General features: G+C 30.4%; 27 protein-coding genes and 1 tRNA gene. 10 read left to right on the forward strand and 18 right to left on the reverse strand.

The genetic code is table 11. The features are described 5' to 3' along the window. Window positions 1–24: 24 nt before the first annotated feature. The 4 genes from GN138_RS03895 to GN138_RS03910 all read right to left on the reverse strand — a co-directional run bounded on the left by GN138_RS03895 (window position 25) and on the right by GN138_RS03910 (window position 2,307). A complete protein-coding gene (locus GN138_RS03895; RefSeq protein WP_157362301.1) occupies window positions 25–402 on the reverse strand; it encodes a hypothetical protein in 378 nt (125 codons plus the stop codon). 108 nt (window positions 403–510) lie between these two features. Then, a complete protein-coding gene (locus GN138_RS03900; protein ID WP_157362302.1) occupies window positions 511–708 on the reverse strand; it encodes a hypothetical protein in 198 nt (65 codons plus the stop codon). 218 nt (window positions 709–926) lie between these two features. Continuing rightward, window positions 927–1,754, reverse strand: coding sequence for a TIGR00266 family protein (locus GN138_RS03905; protein ID WP_157362304.1), 828 nt, complete (start codon window positions 1,752–1,754; stop codon window positions 927–929). 97 nt (window positions 1,755–1,851) lie between these two features. Beyond that, on the reverse strand, window positions 1,852–2,307 hold the full coding sequence (locus GN138_RS03910) for a DUF4442 domain-containing protein (protein ID WP_157362306.1): 456 nt from the start codon (window positions 2,305–2,307) through the stop codon (window positions 1,852–1,854). 145 nt (window positions 2,308–2,452) lie between these two features. On the opposite strand from GN138_RS03910, the gene GN138_RS03915 reads away from it, so the two are divergent. The 5 genes from GN138_RS03915 to GN138_RS03935 all read left to right on the forward strand — a co-directional run bounded on the left by GN138_RS03915 (window position 2,453) and on the right by GN138_RS03935 (window position 7,087). Continuing rightward, window positions 2,453–2,899 carry a DUF4870 domain-containing protein gene (locus GN138_RS03915; RefSeq protein ID WP_157362308.1) on the forward strand — a complete coding sequence of 149 codons (447 nt, stop codon included), beginning with the start codon at window positions 2,453–2,455 and terminating at the stop codon, window positions 2,897–2,899. A gap of 90 nt (window positions 2,900–2,989) precedes the next feature. Continuing rightward, window positions 2,990–3,334 (forward strand): PadR family transcriptional regulator, encoded by a 345-nt coding sequence (locus GN138_RS03920; protein WP_157362310.1) that lies wholly within the window; start codon window positions 2,990–2,992, stop codon window positions 3,332–3,334. Further along, the gene (locus GN138_RS03925) at window positions 3,331–5,172 is read left to right on the forward strand and encodes a PspC domain-containing protein (protein WP_157362312.1); all 1,842 of its coding nucleotides are present in this window, start codon (window positions 3,331–3,333) and stop codon (window positions 5,170–5,172) included. Before GN138_RS03920 ends, GN138_RS03925 begins: the two co-directional genes overlap by 4 nt. 104 nt (window positions 5,173–5,276) lie before the next feature. Beyond that, on the forward strand, window positions 5,277–6,005 hold the full coding sequence (locus tag GN138_RS03930) for a head GIN domain-containing protein (RefSeq protein WP_157362314.1): 729 nt from the start codon (window positions 5,277–5,279) through the stop codon (window positions 6,003–6,005). 245 nt (window positions 6,006–6,250) lie between these two features. After that, the gene (locus GN138_RS03935; RefSeq protein WP_157362316.1) at window positions 6,251–7,087 is read left to right on the forward strand and encodes a GIN domain-containing protein; all 837 of its coding nucleotides are present in this window, start codon (window positions 6,251–6,253) and stop codon (window positions 7,085–7,087) included. Between the two features lie 2 nt (window positions 7,088–7,089). Here GN138_RS03935 and GN138_RS03940 read toward each other — a convergent pair whose 3' ends face one another. From GN138_RS03940 to trxB, 4 genes are all read right to left on the reverse strand, one after another. Continuing rightward, complete coding sequence (locus GN138_RS03940; protein WP_157362318.1) at window positions 7,090–7,686, reverse strand: YceI family protein; 597 nt, start codon at window positions 7,684–7,686, stop codon at window positions 7,090–7,092. Between the two features lie 59 nt (window positions 7,687–7,745). Continuing rightward, window positions 7,746–9,023 carry a hypothetical protein gene (locus tag GN138_RS03945; protein WP_157362320.1) on the reverse strand — a complete coding sequence of 426 codons (1,278 nt, stop codon included), beginning with the start codon at window positions 9,021–9,023 and terminating at the stop codon, window positions 7,746–7,748. Between the two features lie 41 nt (window positions 9,024–9,064). Continuing rightward, the gene (locus GN138_RS03950) at window positions 9,065–9,655 is read right to left on the reverse strand and encodes a YceI family protein (protein ID WP_157362322.1); all 591 of its coding nucleotides are present in this window, start codon (window positions 9,653–9,655) and stop codon (window positions 9,065–9,067) included. 176 nt (window positions 9,656–9,831) lie between these two features. Further along, window positions 9,832–10,815: a thioredoxin-disulfide reductase gene (trxB, locus tag GN138_RS03955; RefSeq protein WP_157362324.1), complete on the reverse strand. Its 984-nt coding sequence runs from the start codon at window positions 10,813–10,815 to the stop codon at window positions 9,832–9,834. A gap of 161 nt (window positions 10,816–10,976) precedes the next feature. Here trxB and GN138_RS03960 point away from each other — a divergent pair, with 161 nt between their 5' ends. Further along, window positions 10,977–11,456: a hypothetical protein gene (locus tag GN138_RS03960; protein WP_157362326.1), complete on the forward strand. Its 480-nt coding sequence runs from the start codon at window positions 10,977–10,979 to the stop codon at window positions 11,454–11,456. 115 nt (window positions 11,457–11,571) lie between these two features. Here GN138_RS03960 and GN138_RS03965 read toward each other — a convergent pair whose 3' ends face one another. From GN138_RS03965 to GN138_RS03990, 6 genes are all read right to left on the reverse strand, one after another. Further along, complete coding sequence (locus tag GN138_RS03965) at window positions 11,572–12,183, reverse strand: SIMPL domain-containing protein (RefSeq protein ID WP_157362328.1); 612 nt, start codon at window positions 12,181–12,183, stop codon at window positions 11,572–11,574. Window positions 12,184–12,210: 27 nt separating this feature from the next. Continuing rightward, window positions 12,211–12,636, reverse strand: a complete 426-nt coding sequence (locus tag GN138_RS03970; protein ID WP_157362330.1) for a hypothetical protein — start codon at window positions 12,634–12,636, stop codon at window positions 12,211–12,213. Window positions 12,637–12,745: 109 nt separating this feature from the next. Continuing rightward, window positions 12,746–13,393, reverse strand: a complete 648-nt coding sequence (locus GN138_RS03975) for a response regulator (RefSeq protein ID WP_157362332.1) — start codon at window positions 13,391–13,393, stop codon at window positions 12,746–12,748. Window positions 13,394–13,396: 3 nt separating this feature from the next. Beyond that, window positions 13,397–15,292: a sensor histidine kinase gene (locus GN138_RS03980; protein WP_157362334.1), complete on the reverse strand. Its 1,896-nt coding sequence runs from the start codon at window positions 15,290–15,292 to the stop codon at window positions 13,397–13,399. A gap of 201 nt (window positions 15,293–15,493) precedes the next feature. Next, window positions 15,494–15,655 carry a DUF1328 family protein gene (locus GN138_RS03985; protein ID WP_157362336.1) on the reverse strand — a complete coding sequence of 54 codons (162 nt, stop codon included), beginning with the start codon at window positions 15,653–15,655 and terminating at the stop codon, window positions 15,494–15,496. A 204-nt stretch (window positions 15,656–15,859) separates the two neighbouring features. Next, window positions 15,860–16,309: a ferritin-like domain-containing protein gene (locus GN138_RS03990; RefSeq protein ID WP_157362338.1), complete on the reverse strand. Its 450-nt coding sequence runs from the start codon at window positions 16,307–16,309 to the stop codon at window positions 15,860–15,862. Window positions 16,310–16,682: 373 nt separating this feature from the next. Between GN138_RS03990 and GN138_RS03995 the strand changes: the two genes are divergently transcribed. Further along, window positions 16,683–17,714, forward strand: coding sequence for an AraC family transcriptional regulator (locus tag GN138_RS03995; RefSeq protein ID WP_157362340.1), 1,032 nt, complete (start codon window positions 16,683–16,685; stop codon window positions 17,712–17,714). 1 nt (window position 17,715) lies between these two features. Here GN138_RS03995 and GN138_RS04000 read toward each other — a convergent pair whose 3' ends face one another. Genes GN138_RS04000 through GN138_RS04010 form a run of 3 tightly spaced genes read right to left on the reverse strand, consistent with a single transcriptional unit; the run spans window position 17,716 to window position 18,607 of the window. Continuing rightward, on the reverse strand, window positions 17,716–17,922 hold the full coding sequence (locus GN138_RS04000; RefSeq protein WP_157362342.1) for a DUF6327 family protein: 207 nt from the start codon (window positions 17,920–17,922) through the stop codon (window positions 17,716–17,718). A gap of 1 nt (window position 17,923) precedes the next feature. Next, complete coding sequence (locus GN138_RS04005; protein WP_157362344.1) at window positions 17,924–18,271, reverse strand: hypothetical protein; 348 nt, start codon at window positions 18,269–18,271, stop codon at window positions 17,924–17,926. 3 nt (window positions 18,272–18,274) lie between these two features. After that, window positions 18,275–18,607, reverse strand: coding sequence for a YtxH domain-containing protein (locus GN138_RS04010; RefSeq protein ID WP_157362346.1), 333 nt, complete (start codon window positions 18,605–18,607; stop codon window positions 18,275–18,277). A 196-nt stretch (window positions 18,608–18,803) separates the two neighbouring features. Between GN138_RS04010 and GN138_RS04015 the strand changes: the two genes are divergently transcribed. Next, window positions 18,804–20,168 carry an NAD-dependent succinate-semialdehyde dehydrogenase gene (locus GN138_RS04015; RefSeq protein WP_157362348.1) on the forward strand — a complete coding sequence of 455 codons (1,365 nt, stop codon included), beginning with the start codon at window positions 18,804–18,806 and terminating at the stop codon, window positions 20,166–20,168. 12 nt (window positions 20,169–20,180) lie between these two features. Beyond that, entirely contained in the window at window positions 20,181–20,333 is a 153-nt protein-coding gene (locus GN138_RS16005) for a hypothetical protein (protein WP_197429311.1), read from the forward strand. A gap of 54 nt (window positions 20,334–20,387) precedes the next feature. Here the strand turns inward: GN138_RS16005 and GN138_RS04020 are convergent. Further along, window positions 20,388–20,462 (reverse strand) — tRNA-Pro (locus tag GN138_RS04020). 212 nt (window positions 20,463–20,674) lie between these two features. On the opposite strand from GN138_RS04020, the gene GN138_RS04025 reads away from it, so the two are divergent. Further along, window positions 20,675–21,103, forward strand: coding sequence for a c-type cytochrome (locus tag GN138_RS04025; protein ID WP_157362350.1), 429 nt, complete (start codon window positions 20,675–20,677; stop codon window positions 21,101–21,103). Window positions 21,104–21,134 lie beyond the last annotated feature (31 nt).

Genomic DNA, 21,134 nt, shown 5'->3' on the forward strand with positions numbered 1-21,134 from the left:
AACTATCCAAGTCTAAAAATAAAACTATGCCATTGGAGGCTTAAAATGGTAGTAATTAAAATGGTAAGTGTAACCGTTATTATTTGAGTTAATTTTTTGCTTTTCTATGTAATAAGAAAAGCTTTTAATCTCTAAAACTGGTAGTTTTTGAGTAAAAACAGGAAAAAATGAATCGTAATAACTAGTTATGGCTTTACCAGAATCATCTGTATTGTTTACCGCTGTAAGTTGTTTAGCTAAATGACACTTTCCATTACATTTTAGTTCTGGCTTATCTGTATTTACACAATAAGTTTCTATTATGTAATCTATATTTAGCTGATAATACAAAACATTACCAACCATGTATAATGATCTAAGAGAAATAGATAAAAGTAATATGAAGATAAATACCTTCCTCAAGAGTAATTATTTTTTTTCAAAGTTAATTCTATTATTAAAACTCTGAAATTATAAATCATAAAAAAAGCGACTCGTAAGTCGCTTTAATTGTATATCTGTTTTAAATATTTATGCTTTTAAATAAATTAAACATTGGTCTAATTCTGGGTTTTGATTGATTAAAGATTGTATATAGATTGTAAGTTCCTCTAATTCATGAGGTAGTAAGCGTCTAACTGCTTTCTGTACTTCCTTACAAAATAATGTGGTATCAAAACTAACTTTGCTAAGTACCGTTTTAGTGTACTCGTACATTGCTCTTGCCATAGGTATTTTTTAGTTTTAGGTTTAAAAAAGTAATCTTCTGTATAGGCTTTTTGTTTTAATTCTTTTTTAAAGGTAGTAAAAAATTTAAACTACCATATGTTTCTTAAAAAGTTTAACAGCTTATTATGTTAAAAATTACTGTTACCTCATTAAAACCCAATTAGTTTTTCATTTGTGATAAAAAAATAAATTAAAAAATAGCTAACTTAATAATAAGTCTAAAACCTATTATCACCATCTAATAAATCTCCTATACCACCTAAAATACTTCCTTCGCCTTTAGAATTTCCTCCTGATCGTGGTGCAGATGCCAAAACTCTTCCTGCCAATCTACTAAATGGTAACGATTGAATATAAACTTTGCCTGGTCCTTGGAGTCTTGCAAAAAATAAGCCTTCACCTCCAAAAATTGAATTTTTAATACCTCCAACAAATTCTATATCATAATCTACTGATTGCGTAAAACCAATAATACAACCTGTATCTACTCTTAAGGTTTCACCGGCAGCCAACGTTTTTACAGCAGTTGTACCGCCTGCATGAACAAATGCCATTCCATCGCCTTCTAGTTTTTGCATTATAAAGCCTTCGCCTCCAAAAAGTCCTCGTCCTAGTTTTTTAGAAAACTCAATGCCTACACTAACACCTTTTGCTGCACACAAAAAAGCATCTTTTTGGCAAATAAATTTTCCGCCATACTCTTGTAAATCAATAGGAATAATTTTACCAGGATAAGGCGACGCAAATGATACGTTTCGTTTTCCTGTTAAATCATTGTAAAAAGCGGTCATAAATAAACTCTCACCAGTTAAAATTCGTTTACCTGCACCTAAAATTTTACCTAAAAACCCAGTATCTTTTTGCGAACCATCTCCAAATATTGTATCCATTTTAATACCATCGTCCATCATCATAAAACTTCCTGATTCTGCAATAACTCCTTCTTGCGGGTCTAATTCTATTTCTACATATTGCATTTCTTCGCCATAGATTCGATAATCGATTTCGTGTGCATCTCTATTACTGTAATTTGATAATTGTTCCATAATATTATAATTTTCGTTTAAAGATTGATTTCTATATATGTTGACGATTTATAAACTTTGTTACAATAGCTGTCAGAATTTAATACAGCACTATTAATTATGACTTTACTTTTAAGGTCCATTCAAAATTAAAAGAAGAAACTTCTATGCCTTCAGCATTTACACCATTGGCATTTATCCAAACGGTTTGTCCTTCTCCTGTTTCAATTGCTTTTGTTATTGCCTCATTTATTTTATGACCCTCTTTACAAGTAAATGTAATTCTACCAGTAGCTTTTTTTGTAAAGGTGGCATTATTGCTGGCAACTAACATAGAGATTTTTTTTCCGCTTTCTTTAATCTTTTTCATTACTAATGCACCTGTAGTTAATTCTGCAGCCATGCCTTGCACAGCCCAAAACATAGATTTAAATGGGTTTTGGTTTACCCAACGATGTTTTACAGACACAACACAAGTGGTATCATCTAAATGTTTGGTTCTTACACCTGTAAAATACGCGGCAGGTAACTTAAACATTAAGAACGTGTTGAGTTTTGATGGCGAAATATTCATATTATAATTTAAAATTTTCACTAAAATAATTGAAAAAACTCAACCTTACTAATGTTAACAAAATGTTAATTTTTAGTACTATGCGTAACATAATACCTTTTTAAAGACATATATTTGTATAAGAAACTATTATATACTTTTTATTATGTTAGATAATCATCATAAAAATTTAGCGACATTTATTCATTTGTCAACATTTTCTAGGTTTATTATTCCGTTTGGTAATTTTATTGGCCCTATAATATTATGGGCAGCAAATAAAGACAAGTCAGACTTTATTGATCAACATGGTAAACAAGCTATTAATTTTCAAATTAGTGTTTTGCTGTATGCTATAATTATAGGCACGTTAAGTGTTCCGTTTTTTATATTTAAAGTCTTTAGAAACATGAGTTTTATAGATTTTAACGGTTTTAACAACTTTCATATTAATATAGACCACCCATCTCCTCTACTGTATATTGGAGGAAGTTTAGGTGCTATTGCAGTGCTTGCTTTTATTATAGAGTTAGCCCTTATAGTTAAGGCGAGTTTATCTGCAAGAGATGGCGAAAATTATAAGTACCCGTTTACAATTAACTTTTTAAAATAATATAACACGACTTAATCACTCGTTATTTAATCACTTAATAATTATCAATCAAAAAATGAACAGTTTAATAGAATTAAAGACTCATAACACATGAAAATAGAAAACACAAAAGCACAAATGCGTAAAGGTGTTCTGGAGTATTGCATATTATCAATCTTAAAAGATGAAGACGCATACGTAGCAGAAATTCTAGGCACTCTAAAAGATGCAAAAATGCTTGTTGTAGAAGGTACTATTTATCCACTATTAACAAGATTAAAAAATGCAGGTTTACTCAATTACCGTTGGGAAGAATCTACCTCAGGACCACCAAGAAAATATTATGGTCTTACAGAAACAGGCAAACTGTTTCTAAATGAATTAAACGCCACTTGGAGCGATTTACAAAATGCCGTTAACCTAGTTACCAACACAAAAAAACATCAAAAAAAATGAATAAAACAGTCAATATTAATTTAGCAGGTATATTCTTTCATATAGACGAGGATGCATACCTAAAATTATCGCGCTATCTTGAGGCTATAAAACGTTCATTTACAGATTCTCAAGGTCAAACAGAAATCATTGCAGATATTGAAGCACGTATTGCAGAATTGTTCTCTGAACGTATTCAAAATGAAAAGCAAGTTGTTGGTATTAAACTCGTTGATGAGGTCATTACCATAATGGGACAACCAGAAGACTACCTAGTTGATGATGAAATCTTTGAAGATGGACCACAACCAAACTACAAGTCTAAGTCTAACGCCATGAGACGTTTATATAGAGACACAGACAGCTCATATATTGGCGGTGTTGCTGCAGGATTAGGTCATTATTTTGGCATTGATGCATTATGGATTAGACTGATTTGGGTTATACTTTTCTTTAGTGCAGGTACAGGTGTTTTACTTTACATTTTACTGTGGGCATTAATCCCTGAAGCCAAAACCACGGCAGAAAAACTAACCATGTCTGGCGACCCAGTGAACATCAGTAACATTGAAAAAAAAATTAAAGACGGCATTGAAACGGTTTCAGAATCCGTGAAAAATGTAGACTTTAAAAAGCATGGCGATAGACTGAAAGAAGGTTTTGACCATGTGTCTGATAATATATCTGAAACCGTTAAAAGTGTTGATTTTCAGAAACAAAGCAGTAAGTTAAAATCGAGTTCACAATCCTTTTTTGAATCTATTGGTAGCATTATTATGTTTTTCTTAAAAATTGTTGCCAAGTTTATTGGAATTATTCTAATCACTATAGGTATAAGTACTATTATTGGGTTAATTATTGCCTTTTTTACTGTTGGTGTAACCAATGCTGTTCATTTTCCTGGTATGGATTTTATTAATGCATCTAATGCAGCAAATATTCCTATATGGTTAATGTCATTATTATTGTTTTTCGCCATAGGTATTCCTTTTTTCTTTGTCTTTTATCTAGGCTTAAAAATTCTTATAAACAACCTAAAATCTATAGGTAGCGTAGCCAAATTTGCATTATTAGGGCTATGGATAGTGTCTATAATAGGATTAATTATTACAGGAATAAAACAAGCAACAGAACATGCTTATGATGCCAACATTACACAAAGTGAAAATATTTTACATATTACTAAAAACGATACATTAAAAATTAAAATGATTAACCATGACAACTATAATAAGCATTTGTATAGCGACAGATATGACTATAAATTAAGTAATGATGATAACTACGAGAATATTATTTCTGCTACAGATGTTAGATTTATTGTTAGGTCTACCACAGATTCTTTGGCAAAAATCAAAATAAATGCATTTGCTAGAGGTAGTAATTATAATTTGGCCAGAGAACGTGCTGAGGCGATTAACTATAATTATGAATTAGTTGAAAATGAATTAAAACTAAATTCTTATTTAACCACAAATGCAGAAAATAAGTTTAGTGACCAGCATATTGAAATTATAATTTACTTACCAGAAGGTACTACACTATTTGCTAATAATAACACTTATAATTTTCATAAAAACTATAGCTCTGCAAACGATATTTTAGACAATGGTATGGAAAATCAATATCTTAAAGTCATTGAAGATGATGTAGAATGTTTAGACTGTGAACGTAAAAAAAACACTTTAGATGAAGATGATTATATAACGGAAGACAGCTACACTCAAGAATCTAAATCTGATGCAACAATTGTTAATGCTTCAAATGAATCTGAACCCAATACGCAAGAGTCAAAATCTAAAACATCTACTGTTGATTATGAGATTAATGAAGAAGATGGTGTTACTATTGATGATTGATACCCAAAATTAAACAACTCATCACTTTTTAATTTAAAAAAAGATAAAACCTTAATACATTTATAAAAACAAGAATTTCATCAATCAAAAAACAAACAGAACTTATGACAACACTAACCAGAATAATCGTAACCAGTATAATTAGTTTAATGTTATTTTCTTGCAACTTTTCTATGAATTTAGGAACAGGCATTGACGGAAACGGCAATGTAATTAATGTAGATCGCAGTATTTCTAGTGATTTTGAGAACATTAAAGTAAGCCAAGGATTAGACCTTTACATTACTCAAACAGATAATGTTGCTTTAACTATTGAAGCCGATGAAAACTTAATGGACCTTATAATGACAGACGTTGAAAACGGTACATTAAGAATATATACTACAGAAAATATAAGAAGAGCAACCTCTAGAAAAATACTTTTAAATGTAGAACACATCTCCTCTATAAAGGCAACCAGTGGAAGCGATGTATTTTCAACAAATACTATTGTAGCCGAAAATTTACAACTAAATTGTACAAGTGGAGCAGATATTAAACTTGCTGTAAAAACTAACTTTTTAGAATGTAGCTCTACAAGCGGTAGTGATATAAAACTTAGTGGTATCACCAACAATTTTAAAGCTTCTGCAACAGGTGGTAGTGATATTAATGCTTCAGACCTAAAGGCTAAGTCTTCTAATGCTAAAGCCACAAGTGGTGCAGATATATCTTTAAATACATCAGAATCACTGATAGCAAAAGCTACAAGCGGAGGAGATATTAGATATTCTGGAAACCCAGAAAAAGTAGAAAAATCAGACACATCAGCTGGTAGTATTAGAAAACAATAACATTAAAATAACCTCATAGAGATAACCAACCAAACAAACACCAATCAGTCAATTTAAAACCATTTCAAATTCTAATTAGAGTTTGGGATGGTTTTTATTTATCTTAGTTCAAAACTTTTATTGACCAATATTAAAGAGAAATTGTTAATATTGACAAACCAAATTCATTAAAGAGGTGAATAACCTATTACAGTGACTAATTTAGTGGATTTTGTGTCTTATAAGAGACAATAAACTATTAGAATATGAAAAAATTATTACGCATTCTATTTATTACAGTGGTAACATTACCATTGGCATCTGCACAATCTGAAGAAAAAATAAAAGGAAATAGAAACGTTACCATACAACAAACTTATGTTGATGATTTCCACTCTATTTTAGTTGATGGGGATTTTTCTATAGAAATGGTTTACAATAGCAAACCTTCAGTTAATATTGAAGCTGATGAAAACCTACACGAGGTTATAGATTTTAATGTTGTTGATGGTGTGTTAACCTTTATAGAGAAAGTAAGGATTTCATCTAAAAAGAAACTAAATATTACTGTTAACTATGGCGATTTGCTGTCTAATATTGAAACTAGAGGTGATGGAGAAATTCGATCACTAACATCTATGGAACTTAACGATGTTACTTTAGTGACAGCAGATAATTCTAGAGCATACTTAAATATAATTGCTAAATCATTTGATTATAAAAGCTCTGGTAAATCTAAAACAAGATTAAACCTAACTGCAGATTCTGTTAAGATTGAACTTAGTGACAATACTAAATTAGATGCTTTAGTAACTAGTAAAATAGCTGATTTTGATTTGTACCAACGAGCAGACGCTGTGATAGAAGGAAACACTAATAGTTCTGTTTTACGATTAGATAATTCAACTAACTTTAACGGTGAAAAATTTGATGTTAAATCTGCAGATATAAGTGTAGAGGATTCTAGCGATTTAACTATTTCTGCCGTAGATAATATTACCATTTCAGCTTCTGGTAATAGTGAAATTTACCTATATGGAAATTCTACAATAACAATTACAAAATTTGGAGACACCGCTAAACTTCAGAAAAAGAAATATTAGTTTTAAGATTCTATTATTTTAAGCAAAAACTCTATTTCTATAATTGGAGATACTTTAACCATACCTAACATTTTTGTTGGTGCAACTAAGTTAAAATCTGTAATATCTAATGGCATAACACCACCAACGTTTAATAAGTCGTTATTAACTATAGTTACTGGTATTCTGTAAGTTTTTACAACATCATTTATTAAAATATCAATTATAGCTGTTCTTGTATTACTACTAGTTTCTACTTTAGATAATTCTTTTAATTTAAGTGTAATTTCAGGGAATTGTTCTGTTTTTAGCAATGCCCTAAAATCTTTATTAATTGCTTTTCCTCCACAATCAAATTCTACATTAGGTAATATTAATTTAGCATCTTTAAATTCAATATTATGCTCTAAATCTGTATACTGAATGGCTATGGATTTTGAGATAGCAGACATATTAAACTGACACTCAAACGTACTTACATTAGTTTCACCATTTATTTTTAAAAAACTATCTGTTGCTAAGACAACTGTAGATTCTTTAATTGTAGACGCATTCATTATATACTCTGCTTTATTAGAGTATATAAAAATTACAATGAGAAATATTAATGTTCTTACCATGATGAAAATAAAAAAAAGGCCTTCATCTAAAGAGACAAAGGCCAAGTTAATTATTTTTTTTAGAAACTAATAACAGCCTCAACCATAAGTCCATTAAACTTAGCATCTTCTAAAAGATTAGCTGTAGGATAATCATTATATTCTTGAGTTACATACTCCGCTTTTAAAAGTACATTTTGAGTTAAAAACCAACCTGCACCTAACTGAAATCTATTTATACTAACATCGTCACCACTAGCTAATTCAGCACTAACTGTATTATATCTAGCGCCTAAGAATACATTTTCTTTTTCTCCAAATCTGTAGATAACTTCACCTGCATATTGTTCTGCATTTCTTCTATCTGTTTCACTTAATGCTTTTCCAGATGTTAATTCTACAGTACCAAACACTTCTAAACCACCATACTTAACAAATGGGTTAATCATTATGGCTGTAATTTTATTTGTAAAAGATGGATCAAAACGACCTGATCTAAAGTTATCACTAGTTGCAGAAGCATCTTGCAATATGTCATAATATCTAGAACCTGCTCTATCTGCACTATACAGATAAACTCTTTGTGCATAACCTGTATTGTAAATAGATCCAGATAATCTAAATCTAAAGTCTTCAGAAATTTGCTTATCATAGCCTACTTTAGCCAAAAATGCAGCGCCACCTGTAGATCCGTCAGAAATAGACGTACTTTGATTTAATTTACCATTTGTGAAGCCTACCATACCAAAGAAACCGTTTCCTGTATTGTAATATACTTCTGCACCAACTTCTGTTGTAAAAGAATCCATTATTAGGTTACCTACAAATGGGTTATGTATAGCTTCTGCGTTATCACTTCTTCTAAAGTGTGCATCACCATAGTTGTTTTCCATATGACCAATTTTAATAGTCGTCTTTTTCATAAGTTCTTCTAAGAAACCTTCTTTGATGAAATCTAATTTATCAACTTGAAAATAACCGCCTTTAACGTATGGTTCGTGGTGGTGTCTAGAAGACAAATATGTTCTTAAGTGCATGTTAACACCATCAAAAAGTGCTACATCTAAGTCTAAGTTAGCTGTTGCTAGGTTAAAGTTACTGCCTACTTCTGCCATTGCTACAGACCCTGAATTTTCATTATCTAAAGCCTGATATTGTAATGCAAACGCACCTCCTATTCTTACTTTAATATCTTCAAAAGTTGTAACTGTATCTTTTTTTGCTTCAAATAAATTTACACCTCTTTGATCAGGAGTTCTATAGTTATCTAAATCTCTTTTTGCTTTGTTTTGTGCTGATACTGTATATCCCATTGTAATTACAATGAAAAGGGTTACGAGTTTTAATACTGGTTTCATATGTATTAGGTTTAATTGTTATTAAAAAAATTTTATTAATGTTAATTTTTATTGAATACTGATTTAAAAATGATTTTTATTTCATCTCCTGTTTTAATGGTTCCTAAAAGTGCTTTTGGTGGATCTACCCCAAAATCTGTCATCTTAAAAGACTTTTCGCCTTCTAACGAAACTTTAGACCCATCGATTTTTACGGATACAATCATTGTTAGTGATTTAGTAACACCTGCAATTGTCATGTCTCCAACAACGGTAACTTTAAATGAAGTATCAGTTAGTTTATCTACCTTACTCACAGAAGTTAACTTATAATCCATTGTCTTATAATCATCCGTTTTTAAAGCTTCGTAGGTATTGTTATCCATAGAAGATTTTCCACTCTTAAGGCTTTCTGCTTCTATAGAAACACTTAAACTTTCAATTGTTAAATCTTCTGTATTAGAAATAACAAGCTTACCAGATTGCTTTTCTGTATCTAAATGCCAATCGTGTAAAGAAGATGTACCGTGTACTTCTAATACCGAATTAGAATTGCTTAAGGTGAAATTTTGTGAATATGTTATTTGGGTAGAAAATAGACCACTTATAATAACCAAAATAAAAAATGCTGGAAATTTAATTGAATGTTTCATTGTCTTGCTATTAATGTTTATGCAAAGATTTATATTAATAGCATTTTAAATTATGACAAAAATCATATAAATAATTATATCTTATTTTTTAACACAATGATTGATTTTTCTCTAAAATTTAAACATAAAAAAAGCCGAAACTTTCGTTTCGGCTTTTATATAATGTGGTAAAAATTTTAGTTATAACTAGACGTTGCAATTTCAAAATCAGCATTCTTTGCTGCTAAGTATCTCTCAGCATCTAACGCTGCCATACAACCTGTACCTGCTGCAGTTATAGCTTGTCTATAAACATGATCCGCAGCATCGCCACTTACAAATACACCTTCTACATTAGTTTTGCTTGTGCCTGGTTGTGCATTAATAATATAGCCAGTTTCATCTAAATCTAAAATACCTTTAAAAATATCTGTATTAGGCTTATGGCCAATAGCTACAAAGAAACCTGTAGCTTCAATATCGTGTTTTTCATTGGTTTTGTTATTAAATACCCTAACGCCATTTACTAATTGCCCATCGCCTAAAACCTCTTCAGTTTCTGTATTATAAAGGATTTCTATATTTTCTGTATTTATAACACGTTGTGCCATAATCTTAGAAGCTCTAAACTCATCTCGTCTTACCAACATAGTGACTTTTTTACAAAGTTTAGATAAGTAATGAGCTTCTTCACAAGCTGAATCTCCTGCGCCCACAATTACAACTTCTTGATTTCTATAAAAGAAACCATCGCAAACCGCACATGCAGATACACCTCCACCAAGCTTTAAATATTTTTGTTCAGATGGAAGGCCTAAGTATTTAGCAGAAGCACCTGTAGAAATAATTACCGTATCTGCATGAATTTCTTTTTCATCATTAATCCACGCTTTATGTATATCTCCAGAAAAATCAACTTTACTCACCCAGCCATGACGCACATCTGTACCAAAGCGCTCTGCTTGCTTTTGTAATTGCATCATCATTTCTGGTCCTGTAATTCCTTCTGGATAACCCGGAAAATTCTCAACATCATTAGTCGTTGTTAATTGTCCTCCTGGTTGTTCTCCTTGATATAAAACAGGTTCCATATTCGCTCTAGAGGCATAGATAGCAGCAGTGTACCCTGCAGGTCCTGAACCTATAATTAAACATTTTACTCTTTCAATTGTATCAGACATAACCTTATTTTTTTATAGCTATAACAAAAGTAGGTTTTTTGACTAAAACCTTACAGAATAGTTATTAACACTATCTATAGTTTTATAAATTTTACAAATACAATGGTTTTCTATTTATAATTTCGTAATTTATAGGTGTTTAACTGAAAATCTCTAAAATTATGAAATCAAATTTAGTACTATTAATTATGGCTTTGGTGTTTGTAATTTCTTGCAAAGACCAACCTGAAACTGAAGTAAAACCAATAGAAGCAGAAACAGCAACTGAAAATAAATTAAATAAGCTTAAAGGCACTTGGGAACTTGTAGGGTTCTATAATTACAAGGATAATGTGGTTGTAGATTCATTCTCTAACAATACCATTTCTAAACAAGTTAAAATGTTTACAGATAGTAAAGTAATGTGGTGTAAATTACTAAAGACAGATTCTATTGAGTTTTTTGGGTATGGTTCTTACAATTATGATGAAGGTACATTAACTGAAGTTTTAGATTTTGGTTCTGCTTTTATGAATGAGGTAATTAAAGAACAACAAGAATTTAAATTCGAATTAGATTTATCGGAAAACCGTTTTGAACAAATTGAAATTGACGAAGAGGGTAATAAAATTTATTCTGAAAATTATAAACGTGTGGAGTAATATAATAGACTGTTATAAATGTAAAGTCTGCGAACATCTTTGAAAAAATGAACACAGACTTTAACTCCTAACTAACAAATCACTATTAAATAAGTGATACCATAAACATTACACATTAATCTTTTAATAAATAGATTACTGTTAATCTTAAATATGAAGGACTAGAGTTTGGTGTTCTCCAATACGTGTCGCCTTCTAAATCATAGCTACTAACAGCATAAATTTTGTCTATTTCTTCGCCAGAAGCTTCTGCTAAAATTTTAGCGTTTTTATAAGCATTAGCTATGGCTTGTTTTACCAATTGTTTAATCTGCTCATCGTTTACTACATCTTTAACCTGCACATATGCTGGCATTATTTGAGCCATATTTATACTGGCGACTTTAAGCATTTCAGATTTGTCATTAGTTTCAAAATGAAGCATGGTTCCTCCTTTTCTGTAACCAGATGAAGTATATGCCAAATCATCTTGTATAAATTTAGAAGTATCTATGCCTCTTTTTTTAGCTTCAGCAAAATATTTTGCTTTTAGCTCATCTATTGATGTGCACACATTATCAGTGTAATAACTATTTTCTAATGATAATGTAACATCTGTTTTGTACAGTTTTTCTTTAGATTCAATTTTAACTGAACCATATGTAGTTACCGTTCTCGGACCTGCTTCGTTCTGTGCTATACCAAATGTTGTAAGGCACAAAAGTGTTATTAAAATATAGTGTTTCATCTTTATTTTTACCTAGAAGTTTATAAACTATACTACTGAAAACATTAATGATGCTGCAATCATCCAACCACCAACAATAAGACCTAAGATGCCTAATTTACCCAATTTTGGTGCTAATTTCTCCCTTAATTGAGTTGCTTTTTCCTTGGCTGCTACGTTTTTACTTAACAACAATTTATTTATCATGCCAAAGCCAAGCATAAAACCAAGTGTAGCTTCTACAAAACTACCAGCTAATAATGTAATCCACCAAATTGGTGCTGCTGTTAACCAACCCATATTTAAGAAGGCAGAAATAATTCCCCAAACTCCAAAAAAGCAAAAGACAATACCTATCCAACCTTGGTAAGGTGCAACTTTGTCTAACAACTCTTGTGCGTTAGGTTTTTTTGATAAAATAAGTGATGGCACTGCGATAATGCTCAAAAGGATTAAAGAAATTCCGTAAATCATAATATAAAATTTTTAGTGATTAATTATGATACAAATTTCAGTAAATAAGCACCTGTACAACAGACGGTAAGTAGTAAAAGTGATTACCCTGTTTTCTGGGATATGTTATTTAATCTAGCATACCTTTTTCTACTGCATAACGGGTAAGACCAGCTAAATTGCGGACTCCAAGCTTAGAAATCAGATTTTTACGATAACTCTCTATGGTGTGTTTACTTAAAAATAATTGGTCTGCTATTTCTTGTGTGGTAAACTCTAGGGCTATAAGTTTTAAAACCTCTGTTTCTCTTTTACTGAGAGAAATTTCGGGTTCTAACTTGTCAGAAAACATAGCCTCCATTAAAACTTGCTTTATGCGAGGCGAAAAATAGTTTTCACCATGTAAAATAGATTTAATGGCTTTTAATAATTCTGTTTTCTCAGCATTTTTAGAAATATAACCGTTAGCATTAGCCTCTGTTAATACTTTAATTTTTTTTGCATCCTCTAACATACTAACCACAAGGGTTTTCACTTTAGGAAATTCTTCCTTTATTGCAGCATTAAGCTCTACACCATCCATTTCTGGCATGTTAATATCCGTAATAACTAAATCTATTTTTTCTTCAGAATTTATTCTTAAATATTTTATTACCTGAGTTCCCGTTTTTGCTGTTAAAATAATTTTTATAGACGTTTCATTAGCCAAAATACTAGTTAAACCATCTAAAAACATAGAATGATCGTCTGCAATTATAATTGAATATGGTGTACTCATAAGTTATGTTTTTGGTATACTGATACTAATTACAGTACCTCTATTTATTGCCGTATTTATAGACATTGTGCCTTTATAATCAGCTACTCTGGTTTCTATATTATTTAAACCAATGCCTTTATTTTCATTGTTTAGATCAAAGCCAATGCCATCGTCTTCGTAAATAAGTTCAATGCTGTTTTCACTAGAGGGCGACGTTAGCTGAATACTTACTTCATCAGCTTTGGCATGTTTTAAAGCATTAGTAATTAGTTCTTTTACAATATTAAATAAAGCAACTTGAATTGGCACATTAATAGCATTAATTGCCTCTTTAGGAAAGGCGTCAAAACGTAAATCTACTGAGACATCTTCCTTTATATTTTGAATGTAATTATTTACCAAATCTATAAATGCTGACGCTTCAAATTCTTTAGGAATTAAACTATGCGAAATTTCTCTAACCTGATTGTAAGTAGCATCTAACTGATTTAAAATTTGTCTAAACTCTGGTTGATGATCGCCAAGGCTATTCATTTTTAATTTTATTCCTGCTAAATTCCCGCCAATACTGTCGTGCAATTCCCGTGCTATTCTGTTCCGTTCTTTAGATTGCACTGCAATAGCATTTTTGGCCAAATCTAATTCTTGAGACTGTAATAAGGTTTTTACTTCTTGCTGATTCAACGCTTCTTGTTGCTTATTTACCAAACTCTGAGTTTGTAATTTTTGATAATACACAATTAGCAACAAAATAATAGGTATTAAAATCACCAAAAAACCAATTAAAAAGGCATGTTTTATTGTTTTCTGGCGTTGAATCTCTGCTTCTTGCAAAATTTGGTCTTCTTGTAATTTATCAATCTCCTTTTCCTTTTTTAAAGTTTCGTATTTAAGTTCTAAATCTTTTACTAATCTTTGATTTTGGTTATCTGCAATTTCTCTAGTTACACTTTGATACTGCGTCATTAAACCATAAGCATTTTTATAATCTCCTTTGGCATTATATAATTTTACCAAGGCATTTATTACCTTTTTTTGAAGCTCTAATCGGTTCCATTGCACCGTATTTATATAGGCTGTACTTAATGCCATTTCAGAAATATCAAAATTTCTAAGCATAGCATAACCATAACCAACATCTAAAGTAGCTTCTATAAACACATCGTAAAAGCCAAGGTTTAGAGCTTCTTTTTTTATGGCTTCAGATTTATCTATTAAGCTTTTAAAATCTCCTTTTCTTAATTCAATTTCAGATAAATTAAGTTCTAGTTCTAATTTTAGCTTTTTAAAATCTTTTACAAAATCTTCTGATAAAGTTTCATTAAGCATGGCTTTTGCCAAATCATAATCCTTATCTAAAATAAGCCAATGACTTTTTACTACATTATTTTTTAAATAGAATTTATGGTCTGTTTTGGTTTGTGGTAACGTTTCTAAAAGTGCCTTAGATTTTTCTAATTCTCCTTTAAACAAGTAAGTTTCAGCTAATTGTAATTTTAAATAATTATTTATATAACCTTCTGAATTTGAAAACCCTAGGCCTTCTATGCAAGATTTAATTGCTTCATCAAACAATCCCATTTTGTGTGCTGCAACTGCTTCATAATACAACGCTCTAAGTTTTATACTTTTTATATTCTGAAAAGTAGAATCCTTGTAAAAAGCTTCACTTTTTATTAATTTACCGTAATGCATTAAAGAATCTGCATGTCCAGATTCTAGATAAATCTGCGCAATTGTATCTAAATATCGAAATCTAATTTGTGAGGTTTCTGCATCATTTAATTTTTCAAAAATATCATTTCCAACTACTTGTGGCATATGACCAAAAGCTTTAAAGTTATAATGCACTTCTTGATTAAAACCTAAAAGTGATACAAAGCTAATAATTAGAAATAGTATGGTTTTAATTTGCATTAGCGTTTATATTCTGTACACAAAAGTAACATTTTGATGGTCTTTTTTATAAAATCTAGACGGCATTACTAGTTGTGAGATTTGGTAATACAAAATTACACCAATTAAAAGTTCTGAATATCACGGTTTTCAGTGAAAACAAAAAAGCTTCAAGAGTAAGTAACTCTTGAAGCTTTTTATATTATTCTAAATTTTTCTAAATTATTTTTTAACTAGCCCTTTTAATAAAGAGAATACAAATAGAATTAAAAATATAAAGAAAATAACTTTTGCAATTCCGGCAGCAGCTCCAGCTATTCCTCCAAATCCCAATACGGCTGCTATTAATGCTATTATAATAAATGTGATTGTCCAACGTAACATAATTTTATGGTTTTAGTGTTAATTAATAGAAATTAGCTCTTCTAATTTCTTAATATAAAGATACTGTCAATGCTAATATTAAATTAGCCCATTCCATAAGTTTACTAACTCATTTCCTTGTAGTTAAGTCCATAAAAAAAGTGCCATACTAACGTATGACACCTTCTTCAATCTAACCTAACCTAACCTAACTAATAAACTTTTTTAGTGTAAATCTTCTAACGAATTAATTTTTGCTAATCCATTATTTATTGTGGATTTTTGGGATTGCAATATTGATTTTGTGCTCATTGGTAAGCTTTGTTCGTTTAAAACTTCTTCATATTCTTCTATAGCAGCTTTTTCTCCTCTTATGGCTTCATTTAACATAGACTCTTCAGCATCTGAAGATAGTAAACTTTTAATATCCATCCATGCTCTGTGTGCTGTGCCAGTTAAACTTCCTCCTTTTTCAATATCTTGATTAAAACTTCTAATTTCTTGTTTTAACTCATATCCAAAATTATAACGCTCTTGAGCCTTATTTTTAAAATACGATTTTAAAGGTGCATGCTCTATATTTTCTGCTGCTTTTTTAAATCCTTTTTCTGCATCGTATGTTTTCTCTAGTAGATTATTTAATTTTTTTCCTACTTCTTCTGTATATGTACTCATATCTTTTGTTTAAAATTTATGGCACTTTATTTTTAAGATGTGTACCAATTGACATCTTTGTTTTTTTAGCTCTTTTTCGTAGCTGTAACAAAGTTAATGGGACTAGTTAGCTAATATTGATGCAAACGATTTCAGTTTTAACTCAAATAATAATGACATTAAAATTTCTAATAATTAGACTCAAAATTGGAAATAAATTAGGCTCTTAAAAAAAATAAATTTTCAATTTGTTTTTAAGCTATCTTTACCAACAAACAAATTATTCTATCAATGAGGTAATTTCCTCTTTAGTTTAGATTTATTTGAACATTAAATGAGAACGAAAGTTCTATTATCTTATTAACTTTTAACGCTATTGTTAAACAAATAAATTATGACTGAAATAGAAATAAGCGCTGATAACACTAAACAAATAATAGAGCAATTACAAGAAAAAATTGGCGGTGAAATATTAGAACGTTGGGGAGAAAGCACACTAGTTGTTAATAACCATAAAGCCAACGGAATGGTTAAAGTAATTCCGTTTGATTGGGGCGTAAATTTAATGATTTACAATATTGAATTTTTTGAAGAAATTATATTGAAAATTGAAGCAACAGAATTTAACCCAATTAGATTTATTTACAATCTTCAAGGTGAATTTTTGCACCGTTTTGGTATACAAAGCAAAGAGGTTTTAATTGAGCAATTTCAAACACTAATTTTCACAAATAAAACAGACGGAATTAACTATTTACATTTTAAGGAAGGCATTAAAATTGAAACTAATATTATTCAAATTGTTAGAAAAGACTTTCTTAAAAAACGAACAACTAAAGTTTCTACCTTAAATAAAAAACTACAAGAAGTATTTGTAGATACTGATCACGATAATCGTTTTTCTCATCATGGTACTCTTAACTTAAAAATGGCAGATCATGTAAAAAAATTACACAATATAAAAACTAAAGGCATGTTGCGTATTTTAAAAATGGAAGCCAAAGTTTACGAGATTTTATCTTTACACATTCAGCAATACAACAGACAATCTCAAGGTGTAGAATTACCAACATCTTTAGTTAAAAGTGAACTAAAACGGGTTAGAAAAATTGGAGAACGTATTTTAAAAAATCCTGCTAAATCATATAATTTAGAGGATTTATCTGTAGAGTCTGGTTTGTCTCAAGCCAAACTTCAGGATGGTTTTAAATTTTTATACACCAGAACTGTAACAGAATTTATAAGACATGTAAGATTAGAATTGGCTAGAGATTTATTAAAAACTAGTGATTTAAATATCTCACAAGTGGTATACACCATTGGTTTTACCAGTAGAAGTTATTTTTCTAAGATTTTTAAAGACAAATATGGAATTTCACCAAATGAATTTAGCAAACAAGTTCCATCTAAAGTGATGGTAAGCTAGATTACTTTTTAAATAGCCATTTTCTAATTAAGGCGACAACGCTGTATTTACCTGTTAACTTTAAAGCTGTACTTACCCAATTTAGGGGTTGTAGGTCTTCCTTATATTCATTTTTTATAAGTTTTAACTCTTCCCAAGCAATATCCCGCTCTAGTTTATAACGTTTTAAATCGTTATTTATATCGTTAAATGATGTATATGTCTTCATGTTAATTGAAAAAATTTGGTCCAACTTTTTTTATAATCAAACTATTAAATTTAGCTCTAAATAAGTAGATTAAAATCGCAACAGCTATGTAAATAAGACCCATAAGCAAAAAACCTAAGGGATGACTTTTAAGCAGTCTACTCAATTCCATTGCACCAGCAACAGACAAAAATACTAAGCCCGCAAATAAAAGACTACCAACAGCTATTACCTTAGCCATTAGACTTAATGACAAGGTTAACTGTTGAAAAATCTTTAATCTAAAATATTGATGAGACGACTTAATATAGCGCTCACCAGCATTAGATGCCTTTTTTGTAGTTTGATTTATGTCTTCAAATACACTCATCAATTAGGCTTTTTTCTGTAAGTTCTTATTCTTCGCTTTTAAATCTTTTAATTTAGCTTCAAGTGTTGTAATTACATCTTCAGCTTTATAACTAGCATTAGACACAATAGACTCTACTTGATGGTCTAAATTCTCTTTATGTGAAGAAATTTTGTTTCCTAAAGAATCTCTCAATTCCGTAGCTTTCTCTGCCATTAAATCTCTTTTCGTCGCTGCTTCATCTGCAATTTTTTGTCTTGTTACACTTCCTTTATCTGGTGCAAATAATATCCCTAAAACTACTCCTACTGTTGTACCTGCTAAAATTCCTAATATTGTATTTCCGTTATTACTCATAATTGTTTTCCTTTTAATTATCATTTAAATTCAGCGCTTTGATGTGATACAAAGGTATGAGCATTACAAAGTTTAGCTTAACTCTTTAGATAGCGATGTTAGCTGTATTGCTATTTATTATTAGCGTTAAACATTATAGCAATAGCATTAAGACATAGAACGGAATACAATTAAATTTGTGTAAGAAACAGTTATTATGAAAAAAGAAATCAATACATACAATCCTTATAACGGAGACAAACTAGAAACTTATACTTTAAATAGTAATGAAGATTTAATTAACAAATTAAAATTAGCTGATAATACACAAAAAGATTGGAAAGCTTTAGAAATCTCTAAACGCATTAAATTATTACAAAATCTTGCAAATGAGATAGATAAAAATAAAGATGAATTAAGTGAACTTATAACAAAGGAAATGGGTAAACCACTTCTAGAAAGTAAAGCGGAGATTGAAAAATGTAACTTATTAATAGATTTCTACACTATTAATGCCGACCAATTTTTACAAGACGACATTATTGAAACCGAAGCACACGAGAGCTTTATTAGTTATGATCCATTGGGTTGTATTTTAGCTGTAATGCCATGGAATTATCCTTTTTGGCAAGTTTTTAGATTTGCAATACCAACATTAACAGCAGGTAATGTTGGGCTACTAAAACATGCCTCTAATGTTACAGGTTGTGCCATTGCCATTGAAAAATTATTTTTAAATGCAGGATTTCCAGAAGGGTGTTTTCAAACCCTAGTTACAGACCATAATGGTATAGAAACAATTATAGAAAATGACATCGTTAAAGCCGTTTCTTTAACAGGAAGTGAAAAAGCAGGTAGAAAAATAGCCGAATTGGCAGGTAAAAACCTTAAACCCTCTCTATTAGAATTAGGTGGAAACAATGCTTGTATTATTTTAAAAGATGCCGATTTAAGAAAACATATGGATACTATAGTAAAGGCAAGGATGCAAAATTCTGGTCAAAGCTGTATTGCTGCTAAACGATTTATAGTCGTTGAAGAGCTATATGATGAATTTATAAAGCAATTTAAATCTAAAGTAGAAGACTTAAATTATGGTAATCCATTATATGAGACTACAACAATGTCTTGTCTTGCGCGTGAAGATTTAGCTAAAATATTAGAAGAACAAGTCAATAAATCTATAGACTTAGGTGCTAAAGTTTTAATAGGAAATCAACGAGATAGTGCTTATTATCAACCTACTATATTAACAAATGTTACAGCAGAAATGCCAGTATTTAAAGAGGAAACCTTTGGACCTGTAGCCGCTATTATCAAAGTAAAAGACGAAGATGAAGCTTATAAATCCGCATCACAATCAAAGTTTGGTTTGGGTACAATGGTATTTACATCTAATTATGACGCAGCCTCTAAGCGTATTTCTGAAATAGAAGATGGTGCGTTTTTTATTAATGAGATGGTAAAATCTGACCCAAGATTACCCTTTGGAGGCACTAAAATATCGGGCTATGGAAGAGAATTATCTAAAGAAGGTATGTTGGCATTTGTCAACAAAAAAACAATTTACATTAACAAATAAAATTAAAAATCAATGAAATTTATAAAAGAAGAACACGAAGAAAGAGGAGACTATATTTTTCAAAAAGATAATACAACTAAAAACGGAATGAGAATCGTTATTATAACCCTTGTAGTATTAGTAGGTGCTGTAATTGTATCCGGAATTCATTTTGAATGGTTTTAAGAACTCAATAAACAAAAAAAGCTCAGCAAATGCTGAGCTTTTTTTGTTTAAAAGTCGGGGTGGCAGGATTCGAACCTGCGGCCTCCACGTCCCAAACGTGGCGCGATAACCGGGCTACGCTACACCCCGAATTTTGGTTTCCCAATTTCGGACTGCAAATATATAGATTTTCTTTATAATCCAACAACATTTTACTAACTTTAAAAAAGTATTTTTTTAGCCTATATTTAATCTATTAATTCTTGAGTTGTATCTCTATAAAATTTAAATACTTTCAAGTCCATTTATTTAAATTTTATTATTTACCAGTATAAGCAAATACCAGTACAAAACCTAGTAGAATGAAAAACCAATTTTTCGCCATTTGTTTTTTAGCTATTAATCTAGCTTGTAATTCAAATTCTAAAACATCAAATACATTGACCAAAAACCAAGAACCTCAACCTCTAGAGGATAGTATTAAAAGAGGTCAGCCAATTTACAAAAACCAATGTTCGGTTTGCCATACACCATCTGGCAAGGGAATTCCTAATGTCTTTCCACCTCTCGCAGAATCGGATTATTTAATAAAAAAACAAACGGAAAGTATAAAAGCTATAAAACATGGCTTATCTGGTAAAATCATTGTTAATGGTGTTACTTATAATGGTTCAATGCCTTCTTTTAGCTTAAGCAATCAAGAAATTGCCGATGTAATGAATTATATTAATAATAGTTGGGGAAATAAGAATAGTGATGTAGTTACTGTAGATAAAGTTTCAGAGTTATAGCCAATCATTATACTTAAATATATAAATTTGT

Source organism: Winogradskyella endarachnes (assembly GCF_009741275.1).
In the GTDB taxonomy this organism is placed as follows: Bacteria; Bacteroidota; Bacteroidia; order Flavobacteriales; family Flavobacteriaceae; genus Winogradskyella; species Winogradskyella endarachnes.